The organism is Mycobacterium lacus (assembly GCF_010731535.1).
Classification (GTDB): domain Bacteria; phylum Actinomycetota; class Actinomycetes; order Mycobacteriales; family Mycobacteriaceae; genus Mycobacterium; species Mycobacterium lacus.
This window is the reverse complement of sequence record NZ_AP022581.1, coordinates 2,691,815-2,708,475: the sequence shown is the minus strand read 5'-3', so window position 1 is coordinate 2,708,475 and position 16,661 is coordinate 2,691,815. Positions and strand designations below refer to the sequence as shown.

Annotated in this window: 12 protein-coding genes and 2 pseudogenes; 13 read left to right on the top strand and 1 reads right to left on the bottom strand. The window is 68.4% G+C overall.

Annotation, left to right across the window (positions count from 1 at the left end; translation table 11 throughout):
• Positions 1-506: 506 nt before the first annotated feature.
• Positions 507-1,112 carry a transglycosylase family protein gene (locus tag G6N24_RS12370; RefSeq protein ID WP_085162984.1) on the top strand — a complete coding sequence of 202 codons (606 nt, stop codon included), beginning with the start codon at positions 507-509 and terminating at the stop codon, positions 1,110-1,112.
• Here G6N24_RS12370 and G6N24_RS25855 read toward each other — a convergent pair.
• Positions 1,109-2,086, bottom strand: a pseudogene (locus G6N24_RS25855) (NAD(P)-binding protein). The gene G6N24_RS12370 and the pseudogene G6N24_RS25855 overlap by 4 nt on opposite strands.
• 28 nt (positions 2,087-2,114) lie before the next feature.
• Here G6N24_RS25855 and G6N24_RS12360 point away from each other — a divergent pair.
• From G6N24_RS12360 to G6N24_RS12305, 12 genes and pseudogenes are all read left to right on the top strand, one after another.
• Positions 2,115-3,371 (top strand): saccharopine dehydrogenase family protein, encoded by a 1,257-nt coding sequence (locus G6N24_RS12360; RefSeq protein WP_085162946.1) that lies wholly within the window; start codon positions 2,115-2,117, stop codon positions 3,369-3,371.
• 202 nt (positions 3,372-3,573) lie between these two features.
• Positions 3,574-3,828, top strand: coding sequence for a LysM peptidoglycan-binding domain-containing protein (locus G6N24_RS25850; protein ID WP_372514472.1), 255 nt, complete (start codon positions 3,574-3,576; stop codon positions 3,826-3,828).
• 23 nt (positions 3,829-3,851) lie between these two features.
• Positions 3,852-6,524, top strand: coding sequence for a valine--tRNA ligase (locus tag G6N24_RS12350; protein ID WP_085162945.1), 2,673 nt, complete (start codon positions 3,852-3,854; stop codon positions 6,522-6,524).
• Complete coding sequence (folC, locus tag G6N24_RS12345; protein WP_085162944.1) at positions 6,521-7,945, top strand: bifunctional tetrahydrofolate synthase/dihydrofolate synthase; 1,425 nt, start codon at positions 6,521-6,523, stop codon at positions 7,943-7,945. The genes G6N24_RS12350 and folC overlap by 4 nt, the downstream gene beginning before the upstream one ends.
• Positions 7,942-8,343, top strand: coding sequence for a DUF4233 domain-containing protein (locus tag G6N24_RS12340; protein WP_085162943.1), 402 nt, complete (start codon positions 7,942-7,944; stop codon positions 8,341-8,343). Before folC ends, G6N24_RS12340 begins: the two co-directional genes overlap by 4 nt.
• 286 nt (positions 8,344-8,629) lie before the next feature.
• Positions 8,630-9,040: a nucleoside-diphosphate kinase gene (gene ndk, locus G6N24_RS12335; protein WP_085162942.1), complete on the top strand. Its 411-nt coding sequence runs from the start codon at positions 8,630-8,632 to the stop codon at positions 9,038-9,040.
• 326 nt (positions 9,041-9,366) lie between these two features.
• Complete coding sequence (locus G6N24_RS12330) at positions 9,367-12,207, top strand: Rne/Rng family ribonuclease (protein ID WP_085162941.1); 2,841 nt, start codon at positions 9,367-9,369, stop codon at positions 12,205-12,207.
• A 197-nt stretch (positions 12,208-12,404) separates the two neighbouring features.
• Positions 12,405-12,716: a 50S ribosomal protein L21 gene (gene rplU, locus G6N24_RS12325; protein ID WP_085162940.1), complete on the top strand. Its 312-nt coding sequence runs from the start codon at positions 12,405-12,407 to the stop codon at positions 12,714-12,716.
• Between the two features lie 11 nt (positions 12,717-12,727).
• Positions 12,728-12,994, top strand: coding sequence for a 50S ribosomal protein L27 (rpmA, locus tag G6N24_RS12320; RefSeq protein WP_085162939.1), 267 nt, complete (start codon positions 12,728-12,730; stop codon positions 12,992-12,994).
• Positions 12,995-13,076: 82 nt separating this feature from the next.
• A complete protein-coding gene (gene obgE, locus G6N24_RS12315) occupies positions 13,077-14,528 on the top strand; it encodes a GTPase ObgE (protein ID WP_085162938.1) in 1,452 nt (483 codons plus the stop codon).
• A complete protein-coding gene (gene proB, locus G6N24_RS12310; protein ID WP_085162937.1) occupies positions 14,528-15,655 on the top strand; it encodes a glutamate 5-kinase in 1,128 nt (375 codons plus the stop codon). Before obgE ends, proB begins: the two co-directional genes overlap by 1 nt.
• Positions 15,656-15,731: 76 nt before the next feature.
• A pseudogene (locus G6N24_RS12305) lies at positions 15,732-16,636 on the top strand (cytochrome P450); the annotation flags it as partial.
• Between the last annotated feature and the right edge of the window lie 25 nt (positions 16,637-16,661).

The window sequence follows — 16,661 nt, the reverse complement described above, 5'->3', positions numbered from 1 at the left end:
GGTCGTTCTCTCCAATATCTTCCGTGGCGCCATTCCGGAACCGGAGGCATCGCGCGGCTCCGCCAGCCCGTGTCTCAGCTCACAATATTTGCGTGATTCGGCTCACCACGGAACCGCCGTCACCAGAGATTGGCTTCCGGCCAAAAATGTGGTTGACCTGCGAGAACAATTCCGCGATCGCTTTGTAATCGGCTCGTTATAGAACGGAAATGCCCGCGCGGCGGAGATGACGAATCCAAATCGTTATCGTACGGTCCCTCTTAGCCCGAGAACGGGCATTGGAAATCAACAGAAAACTGAATCCACGGACCCACGTGTGAGCGGAGCTGCGGGACGGCCCGAGCCGCCCCGCAGGCGGTGGCTAGGAGCCCCGCCGGGCAGATCGAGCCCTCCGCTGTCGTGCCAGAACGAGACGGCACGTCCCAAAGCAGCAATCCAAATGGACGAGGCACCCTGCCCACGCCCGCGTGGGCTTGCTTTGGCGCGCGCACGCGAAAGGAACCATGTTGAAGAACGTCCGCAAGACGCTCATCGTCGCCGCGATCACAGGGACGCTCGTGACTGTGCCCTCAGCCGGTATCGCAAACGCGGAGCCGGGCTTGGACCCCAACGTGGCCCCCGGCCCGGAGCCTGTGGGCTTTGAGCCGAACGTGGCTGGCCCGGACGACCCGTCGGTTGACGCGCCGCCTGCGCCGGAGCCCGTGGGCTTCGACCCGAGCGTGCCCCCGCCGCCGGCCCCCGACATCGCCCCGGTGGACGTGCCGCCCGCTGCAGAACGGGTGGACTTCGACCCGAACATCGGGTCGCCGCAGGCGCCTGAGGAGGCCCTGCTACCGCCGCTGGTGGAAGCGCCGCCCCCTGCTCCCGCCCCGGTTAAGGCGTACAGCGTGAACTGGGACGCGATCGCGCAGTGCGAGTCCGGCGGAAACTGGTCGATCAACACCGGCAACGGTTACTCCGGTGGGCTGCAGTTCACAGCCGGTACCTGGCGTGCCAACGGAGGCACCGGATCCGCCGCCAGCGCGAGCCGTGAAGAGCAGATCCGGGTGGCCGAGAACGTGCTGCGTTCGCAGGGCATCGGCGCCTGGCCGGTCTGCGGCCGCCGCGGCTAACGAGCAGGAGTGACGCCAGTGCCGGGCCTTCGGGCCCGGCACTGGCATCTGTGGCGCCGGGTGGGTACAGCGAACGCCGACCGCGCCGCCACCGATGCCCGCTACCGGGTGAACATAGCCTCGGGTACCGGTCCGGCTGCGCGGCTGGCGGAGGCACCGAGAAGCGCGGGTCGTAGATTGATGACGCGGCCGATCTACGCCGACTCGCGTACCAGCGATCTGATCCGCGGCCGGCGAAAAACGGCGAACCGGGCGAAAGCTGTCGGCAGGTCGGCGGTTCGCTCGACAAAGGCCCGCAAGATCGCGGCGTCTTCTATCCGTTGGCAGCCGCCCTGGCCCAGATGTGGGCGTATCGGATGGGCCGCATCGCCGACCAGCACCACGCTCCCCCGTGCCCAATGCCGGGCGCGGCTGCGATCGTAGAGGTCGTTACGCACCACGTCGGCCTCCGCTGTGGCCGCCAGGACGCTCGGGATGGGTTCGGGCCATCCGGCCAGCTTGCCCGCGGGCAGGGTAGCTTCCGCGGAACGACTGCCGCCCCGCTGGCGCGCGTTCGGTTGGGTACCAATATGTCCGGCCAGGACCGGCCGGGACGTGACCGGTTTCCACACCGGGTCCGAGCGTCTGGCCGGCCAGCCGGAGGTCCATGGCGTAGCAAGCCATCCCGCGCCATGCGGTATAGCCCGCGTAGCGGTGGGTCCGTGGGCTGTTGAGGTGGCGGGCCAGCGCCAGCGGAGCGCGCCCGCTGTGATCCGGCCGCCCGCCTCGCGGACTGCGTCGCCGAAACCATGGTTGTCCAGCGCCGCCAGCGCGATGGGTCAGATACTGACGGCGGCGCCGGTCGCAGTTTCGGTGCGCGCTTCGATGATGCTGACATCGCAATGCCGCCGCTGCAGCGCCACCGCGGTTGGCGAGCCGGCGATGCCCGCTCCGATGACGACGATCCGATCCCATGTGCCATGGGATGAACCCAACCCGAGCTTTCCGGGTAGCGTCGGGCGCGTGAGTGCAACGCCAGCTGAATTCGACATCGTGTTGTACGGCGCGACCGGCTTCGTCGGGAAGCTGACGGCCGAGTACCTGGCCAGGGCCGGCGGAGACGCGCGGATCGCGTTGGCCGGCAGGTCGACTGAACGTGTGCTCGCCGTCCGCGAAACGCTCGGCGAATCTGCCCAGGCCTGGCCAATTATGACCGTCGATGCGACCGCGCCGTCGACGCTTGATGCGATGGCCGCGCGCACTCGGGTGGTCATCACCACGGTGGGGCCGTACACCCGCTACGGTCTGCCGCTGGTGGCGGCGTGCGCCGCGGCCGGCACCGACTACGCCGACCTGACCGGCGAGGCGATGTTCGTCCGCCAAAGTATCGACCTCTACCACAAGCAGGCCGCCGACACCGGTGCCCGCATCGTTCATGCCTGCGGATTCGACTCGGTCCCTTCGGATCTGAGCGTGTACGCGCTGTACCGGGCGGCACGGGACGACGGCACCGGCGAGCTGACCGACACCAACTTCGTGGTGCGTTCCTTCCGGGGCGGGCTTTCCGGTGGCACCATCGCATCGTTGGTGGAAGTATTGCGCACCGCCTCCAGTGATCCCGACGCGCGCCGCCAGCTCGCCGATCCCTACACGCTGACCACCCATCGCGGCGCCGAACCGGAACTGGGCCCGCAGCCCGACCTACCGTTGCGTCGCGGCCGTCAACTCGCGCCGGAACTGACCGGCCTGTGGACGGCAGGATTCATGATGGCGCCCTACAACACCCGGATCGTGCGGCGAAGCAACGCATTACTGGACCGGGCCTACGGCCGGGGGTTCCGCTACAGCGAAAACATGAGCGTCGGGTCGTCGCTCCTCGCGCCAATCGCGTCGGCCGTCGTCACCGGGTTCACCAACGCCACGTTCGGACTGGGCAGTCGCTACTTCAGGCTGTTGCCGCGCGGACTGGTTGAGCGTGTCGTTCCCAAACCCGGCACCGGCCCGAGCGCGAAGGCCCGGGAGCGCGGCTACTACAAGGTTGAGACCTACACCACCACGACCAGCGGCGCCCGCTATGTGGCGCGCATGGAGCAGCGGGGCGACCCCGGCTACAAGGCGACCTCGGTGCTGTTGGGGGAGTGCGGCCTCGCGCTCGCGCTCGACCGCGACAAACTCTCCGACCTGCATGGCGTGCTGACTCCGGCGGCGGCGATGGGGGATGCGTTGCTGGCGCGCCTGCCGGCCGCGGGGGTGTCCCTGCAGACCGAGCGGCTTGGCTGATCCGTGCCCCCAGGGCAGCAGAACTCCCAAGATCCCGAACACGCCGGCAGGATCGAGTCCGCCGCCAGTGGTCGGCTCGGCACGGTCGACGCATACGGAGACTGACGTCCCGCCGCCCGGGTCCGCTGCCGCGCGGGAAACCTCTGCCGCCGAGTCGGCCCAGCCTGCCGGGCAAGCGGCCAGGGAGCCCGTCGCAGGGGCTGTGTCGGAGACGCAGCCCGCCCCAGCGCTCGCGCCGGAACCCGCCGCGCTGACCTACACCGACGTTTCGGGCGACACCGCGTGGGCCATCGCGGAGCGGCTCTACGGCGACGGCAGCAAATATCGGATGATCGCCGCTACCAGCGGCGTTCCGAATCCGGATCTGATCCACACCGGCGCCAGGTGCTCACGACACCCCGATTGCGGTCCCCGACGGGCCCATCACCTGGGGATTCGGGCGCTTACACGCCCGTAAGTGGCGGTTCCTAGAATTGACCGGTGACCGCCAGCCCCCGTCCCACCGCCGACCCGCTGCCCAAGTCGTGGGATCCGGCCGCGATGGAGAGTGCGATCTATCAGAAGTGGCTGGACGCCGGCTACTTCACGGCAGACCCGAGCAGTCCCAAGCCCGCATATTCGATCGTGCTGCCACCGCCGAACGTGACCGGCAGCCTGCACATGGGCCACGCGCTGGAACACACCATGATGGACGCCTTGACCCGTCGCAAGCGAATGCAAGGCTACGAGGTGCTGTGGCAACCGGGGATGGACCACGCCGGCATCGCCACCCAGAGCGTGGTGGAAAAGCAGCTCGCGGTCGACGGCAAGACCAAGGAGGACTTTGGCCGGGAGCTGTTCGTCGAGAAGGTGTGGGACTGGAAGCGTGAGTCTGGCGGTGCCATCGGCGGCCAGATGCGCCGGCTCGGTGACGGGGTGGACTGGAGCCGCGACCGGTTCACCATGGACGAGGGCCTGTCGCGGGCGGTGCGGACGATCTTCAAGCGGCTCTACGACGCCGGGCTGATCTATCGGGCCGAGCGGCTGGTCAACTGGTCACCGGTGCTCGAGACGGCGATCTCCGACCTCGAGGTCAACTACGTTGACGTCGAGGGCGAGCTGGTGTCGTTTAGGTATGGCTCGCTCGATGACTCCCAACCACACATCGTCGTCGCCACCACCCGGGTCGAGACGATGCTCGGCGATACCGCGATCGCGGTGCATCCCGACGACGAGCGCTACCGCCATCTGGTCGGTACCAGCCTGCCGCACCCCTTCGTGGACCGGGAGCTCGTCGTCGTCGCCGACGAACACGTCGACCCCGAATTCGGCACCGGCGCAGTCAAAGTCACGCCAGCGCACGACCCGAACGACTTCGAGATCGGGCTGCGGCACCAGCTGCCGATGCCCTCGGTCATGGACACCAAGGGCCGGATCACCGGCACCGCAACGCAATTCGACGGCATGGACCGCTTCGAGGCCAGGGTCGCGGTGCGGGAGGCCCTTGCGGCTGCGGGCCGTGTCGTCGAGGAGAAACGCCCGTACGTGCACAGCGTCGGCCATTCGGAGCGCAGCGGCGAGCCGATCGAGCCACGGCTGTCGCTGCAGTGGTGGGTGCGGGTGGAATCGCTGGCCAAGGCCGCCGGCGACGCGGTGCGCAACGGCGACACCCTGATCCACCCCGCAAGCCTGGAACCGCGCTGGTTTTCCTGGGTCGACGACATGCACGACTGGTGCATCTCGCGACAGCTGTGGTGGGGCCACCGCATCCCGATCTGGTACGGGCCCGACGGCGAGCAGGTGTGCGTCGGTCCGGACGAATCGCCCCCGGCAGGCTGGGAGCAGGACCCCGACGTGCTGGACACCTGGTTTTCGTCCGCGCTGTGGCCGTTCTCGACGCTGGGCTGGCCGGACAGGACTCCCGAGCTGGAAAAGTTCTATCCCACAAGCGTTCTGGTCACCGGCTACGACATCCTGTTCTTCTGGGTCGCGCGGATGATGATGTTCGGCACCTTCGTCGGCGGCGACGACGCCATCACGCTCGACGGCCGCCGGGGCCCGCAGGTGCCGTTCACCGACGTGTTCCTGCACGGACTGATCCGTGACGAGTTCGGTCGCAAGATGAGCAAATCCAAGGGAAACGTCATCGACCCGCTGGACTGGATGGAGATGTTCGGTGCCGACGCGCTGCGGTTCACGCTGGCGCGCGGCGCCAGTCCCGGCGGTGACCTGTCCGTCGGCGAGGACGCCGTCCGGGCGTCGCGCAATTTCGTTACCAAGCTGTTCAACGCCACCCGCTACGCTCTGCTCAACGGTGCGAAACCGGCATCGCTACCCCCGCTAGACGAGCTGACCGACGCCGACCGGTGGATCCTTGGGCGGCTGGAAGAGGTTCGCGCCGAAGTCGATTCGGCCTTCGACGGGTACGAGTTCAGCCGCGCGTGCGAGGCGCTCTACCACTTCACCTGGGACGAATTCTGCGACTGGTATGTCGAACTGGCCAAGACGCAACTTGCCGAGGATCGCACGCACACCACCGCGGTGCTGGCCGCGGCGCTGGACACACTGCTGCGGTTGCTGCACCCGGTGATCCCGTTCATCACCGAGGCATTGTGGCAGGCTTTGATGAACGGGGAGACCGGCCGGGAGTCGCTGGTGATCGCCGAGTGGCCGAAGCCATCCGGCATCGCGCTGAATTCAGCTGCCGCACAGCGGATTAGCGACATGCAGAAGCTGGTGACCGAGGTCCGTCGGTTTCGTAGCGATCAGGGTCTGGCCGACCGGCAACGGGTCCCGGCCCGGTTGGCCGGTGCCGAGGAGTCGGATCTGAACCCTCAGGTGGCCGCCGTGATGTCGCTGGCGTGGCTCACCGGGCCGGGCCCGGATTTCCGCTCGTCGGTGTCGTTGGAGGTCCGGCTTGGCCCCAACATGAACCGTACGGTTGTCGTTGAGCTCGACACCTCCGGCGCCATCGATGTGGCCGCCGAACGCCGCCGCCTCGAAAAAGATTTGGCCGCAGCGCAAAAGGAGCTGGCCTCGACGACCGCCAAACTGGCGAACGCCGACTTTCTGGCCAAGGCGCCGGAAGCTGTCGTCGACAAGATCCGCGACCGGCAACGGGTGGCGACCGAAGAAGCCGACCGGATCACCGCCCGGCTGGCCGCGCTGCAATGACTTTCGAGACTTCCGGCCCTACCGACGTGGCCCCGACCCCGGACGAGATCGCTTCCCTGTTGCAGGTCGAGCACCTGCTGGACCAGCGCTGGCCGGAGACCCGGATCGAGCCGAGCTTGACGCGGATTAGCGCGCTGATGGACCTGCTCGGCTCGCCGCAACTCGGCTACCCGTCGATCCACATCGCGGGCACCAACGGCAAAACGTCGGTGGCGCGGATGGCCGACGCGCTGCTGACCGCGCTGCACCGGCGCACGGGTCGAACCACCAGCCCGCACCTGCAGTCGGCGGTGGAACGCATCGCCATCGACGGCAAACCGATCAGCCCGGCCCAGTACGTGGCGACCTACCGGGAGCTCGAGCCGTTGGTGCAGATGGTCGACCGGCAGTCTCAGGCTGGTGGCGGGCCGGCGATGAGCAAGTTCGAGGTCCTCACCGCGATGGCGTTCGCCGCGTTCGCCGACGCCCCGGTCGAGGTGGCGGTGGTCGAGGTGGGCCTCGGGGGGCGTTGGGACGCCACCAACGTGATCAATGCACCGGTGGCCGTCATCACCCCGATCAGCGTCGACCACGTCGACTACCTCGGTCGCGACATCGCCGGGATCGCCGGCGAGAAGGCGGGCATCATCACCCGTGCCGCCGAGGGTGCACCGGACACCGTGGCGGTCATCGCACGTCAGGCGCCAGAGGCGATGGAGGTGTTGTTGGCCCGAGCGGTGCGCGCCGACGCCGCGGTCGCGCGCGAGGACTCGGAATTCGGGGTCTTGGGCCGGCAGGTCGCGGTGGGTGGCCAGGTGCTGCAACTTCAGGGTCTTGGCGGCGTGTACTCCGACGTCTACCTGCCGCTGCACGGTGAGCACCAGGCGCACAACGCGGTGGTGGCGCTGGCGGCGGTCGAGGCCTTTTTCGGCGCCGGTGCGCAGCGTCAGCTCGACGTGGATGCGGTCCGGGCCGGTTTCGCCGCCGTCACCAGCCCTGGGCGGCTGGAACGCGTGCGCAGCGCGCCCACGGTGTTCATCGACGCGGCCCACAATCCGGCCGGCGCGGGTGCGCTGGCGCAGACGCTGGTCGGCGAGTTCGACTTCCGATACCTGGTCGGGGTGCTCAGCGTGCTGGCCGACAAGGACGTGGACGGAATTCTCGCCGCGCTCGAGCCGGCGTTCGGGTCCGTCGTGGTGACGCACAACGGGTCGCCGCGGGCCCTGGAGGTTGAGTCCCTGGCGGTGGCGGCACGGCAGCGGTTCGGATCCGACCGGGTGATGACTGCCGGGAACCTGCGCGACGCCATCGACGTCGCGACCGCGCTGCTCGACGATGTCGCGGCACAGGAGGACACGTTCTCCGGCACCGGAATCGTCATCACGGGCTCGGTCGTCACCGCAGGCGCGGCTCGGACGTTGTTTGGGCGTGATCCGGAATGACTGACCGCCCCGAGGATCGGGCCCCGAGGCCGCCGGCGGACCCGTGGCGGAGTTTCGGGGCGGTGATGGCCGCGACGCTGTTCCTGGAGGCGATCGTGGTGCTGTTGGCCGTGCCGGTCGTGGGCACGGTCGGCGGCGGGCTGACTGCGATATCGCTGGCCTACCTGATCGGGCTGGCCGCGCTGCTGATCCTGCTTGCCGGCCTGCAGCGCAAACCCTGGGCAATCTGGGTGAACCTCGGCGTGCAGGCGGTGCTGCTCGCCGGCTTCGCGGTCTACCCGGGCATCGGCTTCATCGGTGTCATGTTCACCGGGGTGTGGGCGTTGATCGCGTACTTCCGCGCCGAGGTCCGGCGGCGCCAGGGATACGAACGGTCGCGGCGCCCGCCGGCGCGGTGATCGCTGCGGCATCCGCGGTCTGGCCGGCGGGTTGCGTTGATGGCGGAGCAGGCACCTTGACCGGGTTGCCGCCGCGGTCCGACGCCGTCGTCGCGGTGCCCACGGGCGCCTAGCAGGCAAACCCGGCGACGTGCCCGGAACCGCCGGCAGCCAAGCCGGTACCCCCTCCTCAAACCACACGCCCACCCGCTGGATTCGGGCCGGCCCCGGGCAAGCCACGCCCACCTCACCGCATCCGAATGCGGGGGCTTGGGCATCCACAATTAGCCATCTACTGTTGGGCACCGTGACCGAACGGACCCTCGTGTTGATCAAACCGGACGCCGTCGAAAGGCGGCTGATCGGCGAAATCATCAGCCGCATTGAGCGCAAAGGCCTCACCATCACGGCGCTGGAATTCAGGAACGTCAGCCAGCAGCTGGCCGGCGATCATTACGCCGAACACGAAGGCAAGCCATTTTTTGGCTCGCTGCTGGAGTTCATCACTTCGGGACCGGTGGTGGCGGCGATCGTCGAGGGACCGCGAGCGGTCGCGGCGTTTCGCCAGCTGGCCGGGGGCACCGACCCGGTGGACAACGCTACGCCCGGCACAATCCGGGGCGACTTCGGATTGGAAACGCAGTTCAATTTGGTGCATGGTTCGGATTCGACCGATTCGGCGCAGCGTGAGATCGCGCTCTGGTTTCCGGGCGCTTAGCGCCGAGGCAGGCGTGCGTTAGCGGGTAGCGGAGTACCCAGCTCAGGCGGGAGTGACCGCGCTCGGCGATGTGGGATACTGATCGCGGGTGAACGTCGTCGAACCGGCGACAGACACCCGAATGAAGACTTAGACAAGCGCGACCATCGGTCATACCGCGATGCGGCGCGGCATGTCGAGCCGTCATTCAGCACGGCGCCGAGTGGGTTCTCTTCGAGCCGCTCGGGGCAAGACCATCACAAGCCCGGGAGAAGTGACCCGGGCACATAGCGAAGCCCTCGCGTGGCCGCGTCGATCGGACGCGCCCGGGGGCTTGAGGAGAATACGTGGTAGACGGTGCCCCATCTTCAGACCCAGCAAAAGAGCCGATACAGCGTGAAGAACTGCCGGATCGCCTAAGAGTCCACACGCTGGCGCGAACGCTGGGAACCACCAGCAGGCGGGTGCTGGACGCGCTGACCGCACTCGATGGGCGGATCCGCAGCGCGCATTCCAGCGTGGATCGCGTCGACGCCGTGCGGGTGCGCGATTTGCTGGCCGCGCAAGCAGAGCCCGGCGCCTCCGACCTCCCAGCCGCCCCGGTGGCGCCGGGGGCGCCGGCCGCGCCCGAAGAACCCGAATCGCGGTTGATGCTGGAGACCCTCGTCGAGCGGCCGCACTACATGCCGCTGTTCGTCGCGCCGCAACCGATCGAGGTCGACGACGGCGGCGACGACGACGATGATGACGCCGACGGTGACGACGCCGGCGAAGAGGGCGAGGTCGACCGCCCCGCCAATCGGCGGCGGCGGCGTGGTCGTCGCGGTCGTGGCCGCGGCCGGGGTGAACAGGGTGGACCCGACCGTCCCGGCCCAGCCGGTGACGACACGAACCCCCCAACCGACCAGCGGTCCGAAGCCGAATCCACCAAAACCGAGGATGTGGACGGCCAAGAGGCCGAAGACACCGACGAGACCGAAAACGGCGAGGAAGACAACGGACCGGCGGAGGTCGGCAGCCGGCGCCGCCGCCGCCGGCGGCGGCGCAAGTCCGGCTCCGGTGACGACAACGAGGACGGACCGGCACCCGACGATCCGCCCAACACCGTCGTGCATGAGCGGGCGCCCCGCATGGCCGGCAAGTCCGGCGGCTCGGAGGATGGGGGCGGCTCTGACCCCACTGAGATCAAGGGCATCGACGGCTCGACTCGGCTGGAGGCCAAGCGCCAACGTCGTCGGGACGGGCGCGACGCCGGACGGCGCCGCCCACCGGTGTTGAGCGAGGCCGAATTCCTGGCTCGCCGCGAGGCCGTCGAGCGAGTAATGGTGGTGCGCGACAGGGTCCGCGCCGAGCCGCCGCACCCAGGGACGCGGTACACCCAGATCGCCGTGCTCGAGGACGGCATCGTCGTCGAGCATTTTGTGACCTCCGCCGCTTCTGCGTCTTTGGTGGGCAACATCTACCTCGGGATCGTGCAGAACGTGCTGCCCTCGATGGAGGCGGCCTTCGTCGACATCGGCCGCGGCCGCAACGGCGTGCTCTACGCCGGTGAAGTCAATTGGGATGCCGCGGGATTGGGCGGGGCCGACCGCAAGATCGAACAGGCCCTCAAACCCGGCGACTACGTCGTCGTGCAGGTCAGCAAGGACCCGGTCGGACACAAGGGCGCGCGGCTGACCACCCAGGTGTCACTGGCCGGGCGCTTTCTGGTTTACGTGCCGGGTGCGTCGTCGACCGGGATCAGTCGCAAGCTGCCCGACACCGAACGCCAACGGCTCAAGGACATCCTGCGGGAGGTAGTGCCGGCCGATGCGGGCGTCATCATCCGCACCGCGTCGGAGGGCGTCAAAGAGGACGACATCCGCGCGGACGTCAGCCGGCTGCAGGAGCGTTGGAGCCAGATCGAGACCAAGGCAAACGAGATCAAAGAGAAGGCCGCCGGCGCCGCGGTGGCGCTCTACGAAGAGCCCGACGTGCTGGTCAAAGTCATCCGGGATTTGTTCAACGAGGACTTCGCCGGCCTCGTCGTCTCCGGCGACGAGGCGTGGACCACCATCAACGACTACGTGAATTCGGTTGCGCCCGATCTCGTTTCGAAGCTGACGAAGTATGAACCCCCCACCGGGGAGGACGGGCAGGCCGGGCCCGACGTGTTCGCGGTGCATCGCATCGACGAGCAGCTGGCCAAAGCGATGGACCGCAAGGTGTGGCTGCCCTCGGGCGGCACACTGGTGATCGACCGCACCGAGGCGATGACGGTGATCGACGTCAACACCGGCAAGTTCACCGGGTCCGGGGGCAACCTGGAGCAGACGGTCACCAAGAACAACCTGGAGGCCGCCGAGGAGATCGTGCGCCAGCTGCGCCTGCGTGACATCGGCGGCATCGTGGTCATCGACTTCATCGACATGGTGCTGGAATCCAACCGCGACCTAGTGCTGCGCCGGCTGACCGAGGCGCTGGCCCGTGACCGCACCCGTCACCAGGTGTCCGAGGTGACTTCGCTCGGCCTGGTCCAGCTGACCCGCAAGCGGCTGGGAACCGGGCTGATCGAGGCGTTCTCGACATCGTGTCCCAACTGTTGTGGTCGCGGGCTCCTGCTGCACGCCGACCCGGTCGAGTCGCCGCCAGCCAACGGGCGCAAGTCCGACTCTGGTGGTCGGCGGGCCAGGCGGTCGAAGAAGAACCGATCCGAAGAGTCGGCTGAGAAAGGCGTCGTGGCCAAGGTGCCCGCCCACGCGCCCGGTGAGCATCCGATGTTCAAGGCGATGGCGGCGGGTGGGTCCGGGCTGGCTCGTCGCGGTGAGGACGAATCCGGCGAGTCCGCTGAGGAATTCACCGAAGAGATTCAAGAGCAGACCGAAGCCGAGGTTCCCGCAGACCTGGAGGACACCGACCGGGAAGACTACGAGGACACCGAAGAGGACGAGGACGAGCTCGACGACGCGGAGGACCTCGATGACGATGAGGACCTTGACGTCGATGAGGACCTCGACCTAGACGACGACCTCGACGACTCGGAAGACTCCGACGACGAAGACTCCGATTCGGAGTCCGAAGACGTCGACTCCGACGTCGAGAGCCCCGTCAGTTACGGTGTTGCAGCCGGCTCCGCGTCACTCCTTGGACGTCCGCGGCGGCGGCGCGCCGCCGGCCGGCCGGCCGGCCCACCGATCCATGCGGACTGAAACCCGGCGGTCAACGGGTCCGGTTTGACCCTGTAGCCGCTGGTCACGTACCCTTGGACAGTTGTCGTCAGGGCACGCCAGCCGACGACGGCGGGATACGTGACCCCGCACCACAAGACCCACCACGCGCGCCGCCGGTAGCCCGCGCGCGAGGCGCAACGAACGTAGAAGACGCAGACAAGGGCAGGAGCGCAACGATGGCGACCTACGCAATCGTCAAGACCGGCGGCAAGCAGTACAAGGTCGCCGTCGGAGACGTGGTCAAGGTCGAGAAGCTCGAGTCCGAGCCCGGAGCCAAGGTGTCGCTGCCGGTGGCCCTGGTCGTCGACGGCGCCAAAGTCACCACTGATGCCGCGGCGCTGGCCAAGGTCGCCGTGACGGGTGAGGTGCTCGAGCACACCAAGGGCCCAAAGATCCGTATCCACAAGTTCAAGAACAAGACCGGCTACCACAGGCGGCAGGGCCACCGTCAGCAGCTGACCGTCCTGAAGGTCACCGGCATCAAGTAGGGAGCGAACAGATGGCACACAAGAAGGGCGCTTCCAGCTCGCGCAACGGTCGCGATTCCGCAGCCCAGCGGCTGGGCGTCAAGCGGTTCGGCGGCCAGATCGTCAAGGCCGGCGAGATCCTGGTCCGTCAGCGCGGCACCAAATTCCACCCGGGCGCGGGCGTCGGACGCGGCGGCGACGACACGCTGTTCGCCAAGGCGGCCGGGGCGGTTGAGTTCACCGTCAAACGCGGACGCAAGACCGTGAGCATCGTCGCGGCCGGGGTGACCGCCGACTGAATGTTCTCGAGCGTGAACCTGTGGCGAAAATTCGGGCTAAAACTCGCCGTGGTTGCACGCTCGGCGAATAAGGGGATCACCGATGCCTCGATTCGTCGATCGGGTCGTCATCCATACGCGAGCGGGTTCCGGCGGTAACGGCTGCGCCTCGGTCCACCGCGAGAAGTTCAAGCCGCTGGGCGGCCCCGACGGCGGCAACGGCGGCCGCGGCGGCAGCATCGTCTTCGTCGTCGACCCGCAAGTGCACACCCTGCTCGACTTCCATTTCCGTCCCCACATCACGGCACCGTCGGGCAAACAGGGGATGGGTCGCAACCGCGACGGGGCCGCCGGAGCCGACCTGGAAGTCAGGGTCCCGGACGGCACCGTCGTGCTGGACGAAAACGGCCGCTTGCTGGCCGACCTGGTCGGCGCGGGCACCCGCTTTGAAGCCGCCGCCGGCGGCCGCGGCGGCTTGGGCAACGCCGCGCTCGCGTCGCGCGCCCGCAAGGCCCCCGGCTTCGCCCTGCTTGGCGAGCAGGGACAGTCCCGCGACCTCACCCTCGAGCTCAAGACCGTCGCCGACGTCGGCCTGGTCGGGTTCCCGTCAGCGGGGAAATCCTCGCTGGTGTCGGCGATCTCGGCGGCCAAACCCAAGATTGCCGACTATCCGTTCACCACGCTGGTTCCCAATCTCGGGGTGGTCCCCGCGGGTGAGCACTCGTTCACCGTCGCCGATGTGCCCGGGTTGATCCCGGGTGCGTCCCAGGGCCGCGGCCTGGGCCTGGACTTCCTGCGGCACGTCGAGCGCTGCGCCGTGCTGGTGCACGTCGTGGACTGCGCCACCGCCGAGCCGGGCCGCGACCCGATCTCCGATATCGACGCGCTGGAAGCCGAACTCGCCGCCTACACACCCACCCTGCAGGGGGATGCGGCCCTGGGCGACCTGGCCGAACGGCCCCGGGCGGTGGTGCTCAACAAGATCGACGTGCCCGAGGCCCGCGATCTCGCCGAGTTGGTGCGCGACGACATCACCGCCCAGCGTGGCTGGCCGGTGTACTGCGTGTCCACCGTTACCCGGGAAGGTTTGCAGCCGTTGGTCTTTGGGCTGCGGCAGATGATATCGGACTACACCGCCGCGCGGCCGCAACCGCTGGTGCGTCGGCCGGTGATCCGTCCGGTGCCGGTTGACGACAGCGGCTTTACCGTCGAGCCCGATCCGGGGCAGCCGGGCGGCTTCGTGGTACGCGGCGCGCGGCCCGAGCGCTGGATCGGCCAGACCGACTTCAACAACGACGAGGCCGTTGGCTACCTCGCCGACCGATTGGCGCGCCTGGGCGTCGAAGAAGAGCTGCTTCGGCTGGGGGCTGAGCCCGGGTGTGCGGTGACCATCGGCGAGATGACGTTCGACTGGGAGCCGCAGACGCCCGCGGGAGGTCAGGTCGCGTTGTCCGGCCGCGGCACCGACGCGCGTTTGGACCGTAGTGACCGGGTTGGCGCCGCCGAACGCAAGGCCGCCCGCCGTCAGCGCCGCACGGCTCGGGGCGACGGCTGATGGCCAGTTCGCACCGGGAAGCCATCCGGACCGCGCGCAGCCTCGTCGTCAAGGTCGGCACCACCGCGCTGACCACGCAGTCGGGGATGTTCGACGCCGGTCGGCTGGGCGAGCTCGCCGACGCCATAGAGGGGCGGATGAAGGCGGGTTCCGACGTCGTCATCGTGTCTTCGGGCGCCATCGCGGCTGGCATCGAGCCGCTCGGTTTATCTTGTCGCCCAAAGGATTTGGCGACGAAGCAGGCGGCGGCCAGCGTCGGGCAGGTCGCGCTGGTGAACTCGTGGAGCGCGGCGTTCGCCCGGTACGGCCGCACGGTCGGACAGGTGCTGCTGAGCGCGCACGACATTTCGATGCGGGTCCAGCACACCAACGCCCAGCGCACCCTGGATCGGCTGCGGTCGCTGCACGCCGTGGCGATCGTCAACGAGAACGACACGGTGGCCACCAACGAGATCCGGTTCGGTGACAATGACCGGCTGTCGGCGTTGGTGGCGCATCTGGTGGGGGCCGACGCATTGGTGTTGCTGTCGGATATCGACGGTCTCTACGACTCCGACCCGCGAAAGAAGCACGCGGTAGCGCCGCGGTTTATCGCCGAGGTAACCGGGCCCACCGACCTCGACGGTGTGGTTGCCGGCCGAAGCAGCCACCTGGGCACGGGCGGGATGGCGTCGAAGGTGTCGTCGGCGTTGCTGGCCGCCGACGCCGGGGTGCCCGTATTGCTGGCACCTGCGGCCGACGCGGCGACGGCGCTCACCGACGCCTCGGTGGGCACGGTGTTCGCCGCCCGGCCCCAGCGCATGTCGGCGCGCCGGTTCTGGTTGCGTTACGCCGCCGAGGCGGCCGGCTCGCTGACGCTCGACGCCGGCGCGGTGCGCGCCGTGGTGCGACAACGCCGGTCGTTGCTGCCCGCGGGCATCAGCGCGGTGTCGGGCCGGTTCTACGCCGGCGACGTCGTCGAGCTGCGTGGACCGGACGCGGTGGTGGTGGCCCGGGGCGTGGTCGCCTACGACGCGGCCGAACTGGCCACCATGATGGGCCGGTGCACCTCCGAGCTGCCCGGCGAGCTGCGCCGGCCCGCGGTGCACGCCGACGACCTGGTCGCGGTGCACCGCACGCATCAGTGAGGCGGTAGTGCCGAGGCGGCGCAGCAGGTGGAATAGGGTCGTGATCGGTTCCACCTTTGCTGGAATGGAGGACCCCATGACAGCTATGTCTGCGGCTGGCCGTCCCTACGACACGATCGATCTGTCCTCGCGCGCGTTGGTCCACGCCCGCGGCGGAGCGGGAACGCGCGCTTGCCGTGCTGCGGGCCCAGCCCCGGTCAGTTGGCATCCTCCGGTCGAAGACGCCCTGATGCCCGATCCCGACGTCCCCGGTTACTGGGCGATCACCCGGCGCGCCGACATCGTCACCGTCAGCCGCACCAACCAAGTGTTCCTGTCCGGCAGGGGGTGATCTTCGAGAACGTCCCGGTGGAACTGCTCGAGGCGTCGCAGTCGTTCCTGGCGATGGACCCGCCGCGGCACACCAAGCTGCGCAAGCTCGTCAGCGCCGCGTTCACCCCCAGGCAGGTGCGCCGCATCGAGGACTCGATCAAGGCAAACGCCAAGGCCATCGTCGACGAGCTCCAAACCGTCGGCAGCCGTGTCGATTTCGTCGACCATTGCGCCAAGGAACTGCCCATCCGAACGCTGTCGGACATGGTGGGGATCCCGGAGTCCGAACGCCAGCACGTGGCGCATGCCGCCGATGCGCTCGTGTCCTGGGCCGACGCGGTATACCTCGACGGCCGCAACCCGTTGGAGGTCTTGGTCGAGAACCAGACATACCTGCACGAAGTCGCCGGCGCGCCGGCCGGACAGCGTCGCGAGCGTCCCGGCGACGACTTGTTCAGCGGCCTGGTCAACGCCGAGCTGGACGGCGACCGGCTGGCCGACGCCGACGTGGCCGCGTTCTTCGTCCTGCTGTCCGTGGCCGCCAACGACACCACCCGGCAGACATCCAGCCACGCGATGAAGGCGCTCACCGACTTCCCCAACCAGAGGGCATGGCTGCTCGAGGATTTCGACAACCGCATCGGCATCGCGATGGAGGAGTTCATCCGCACCATGCCCTGCACGTTCTGATCGA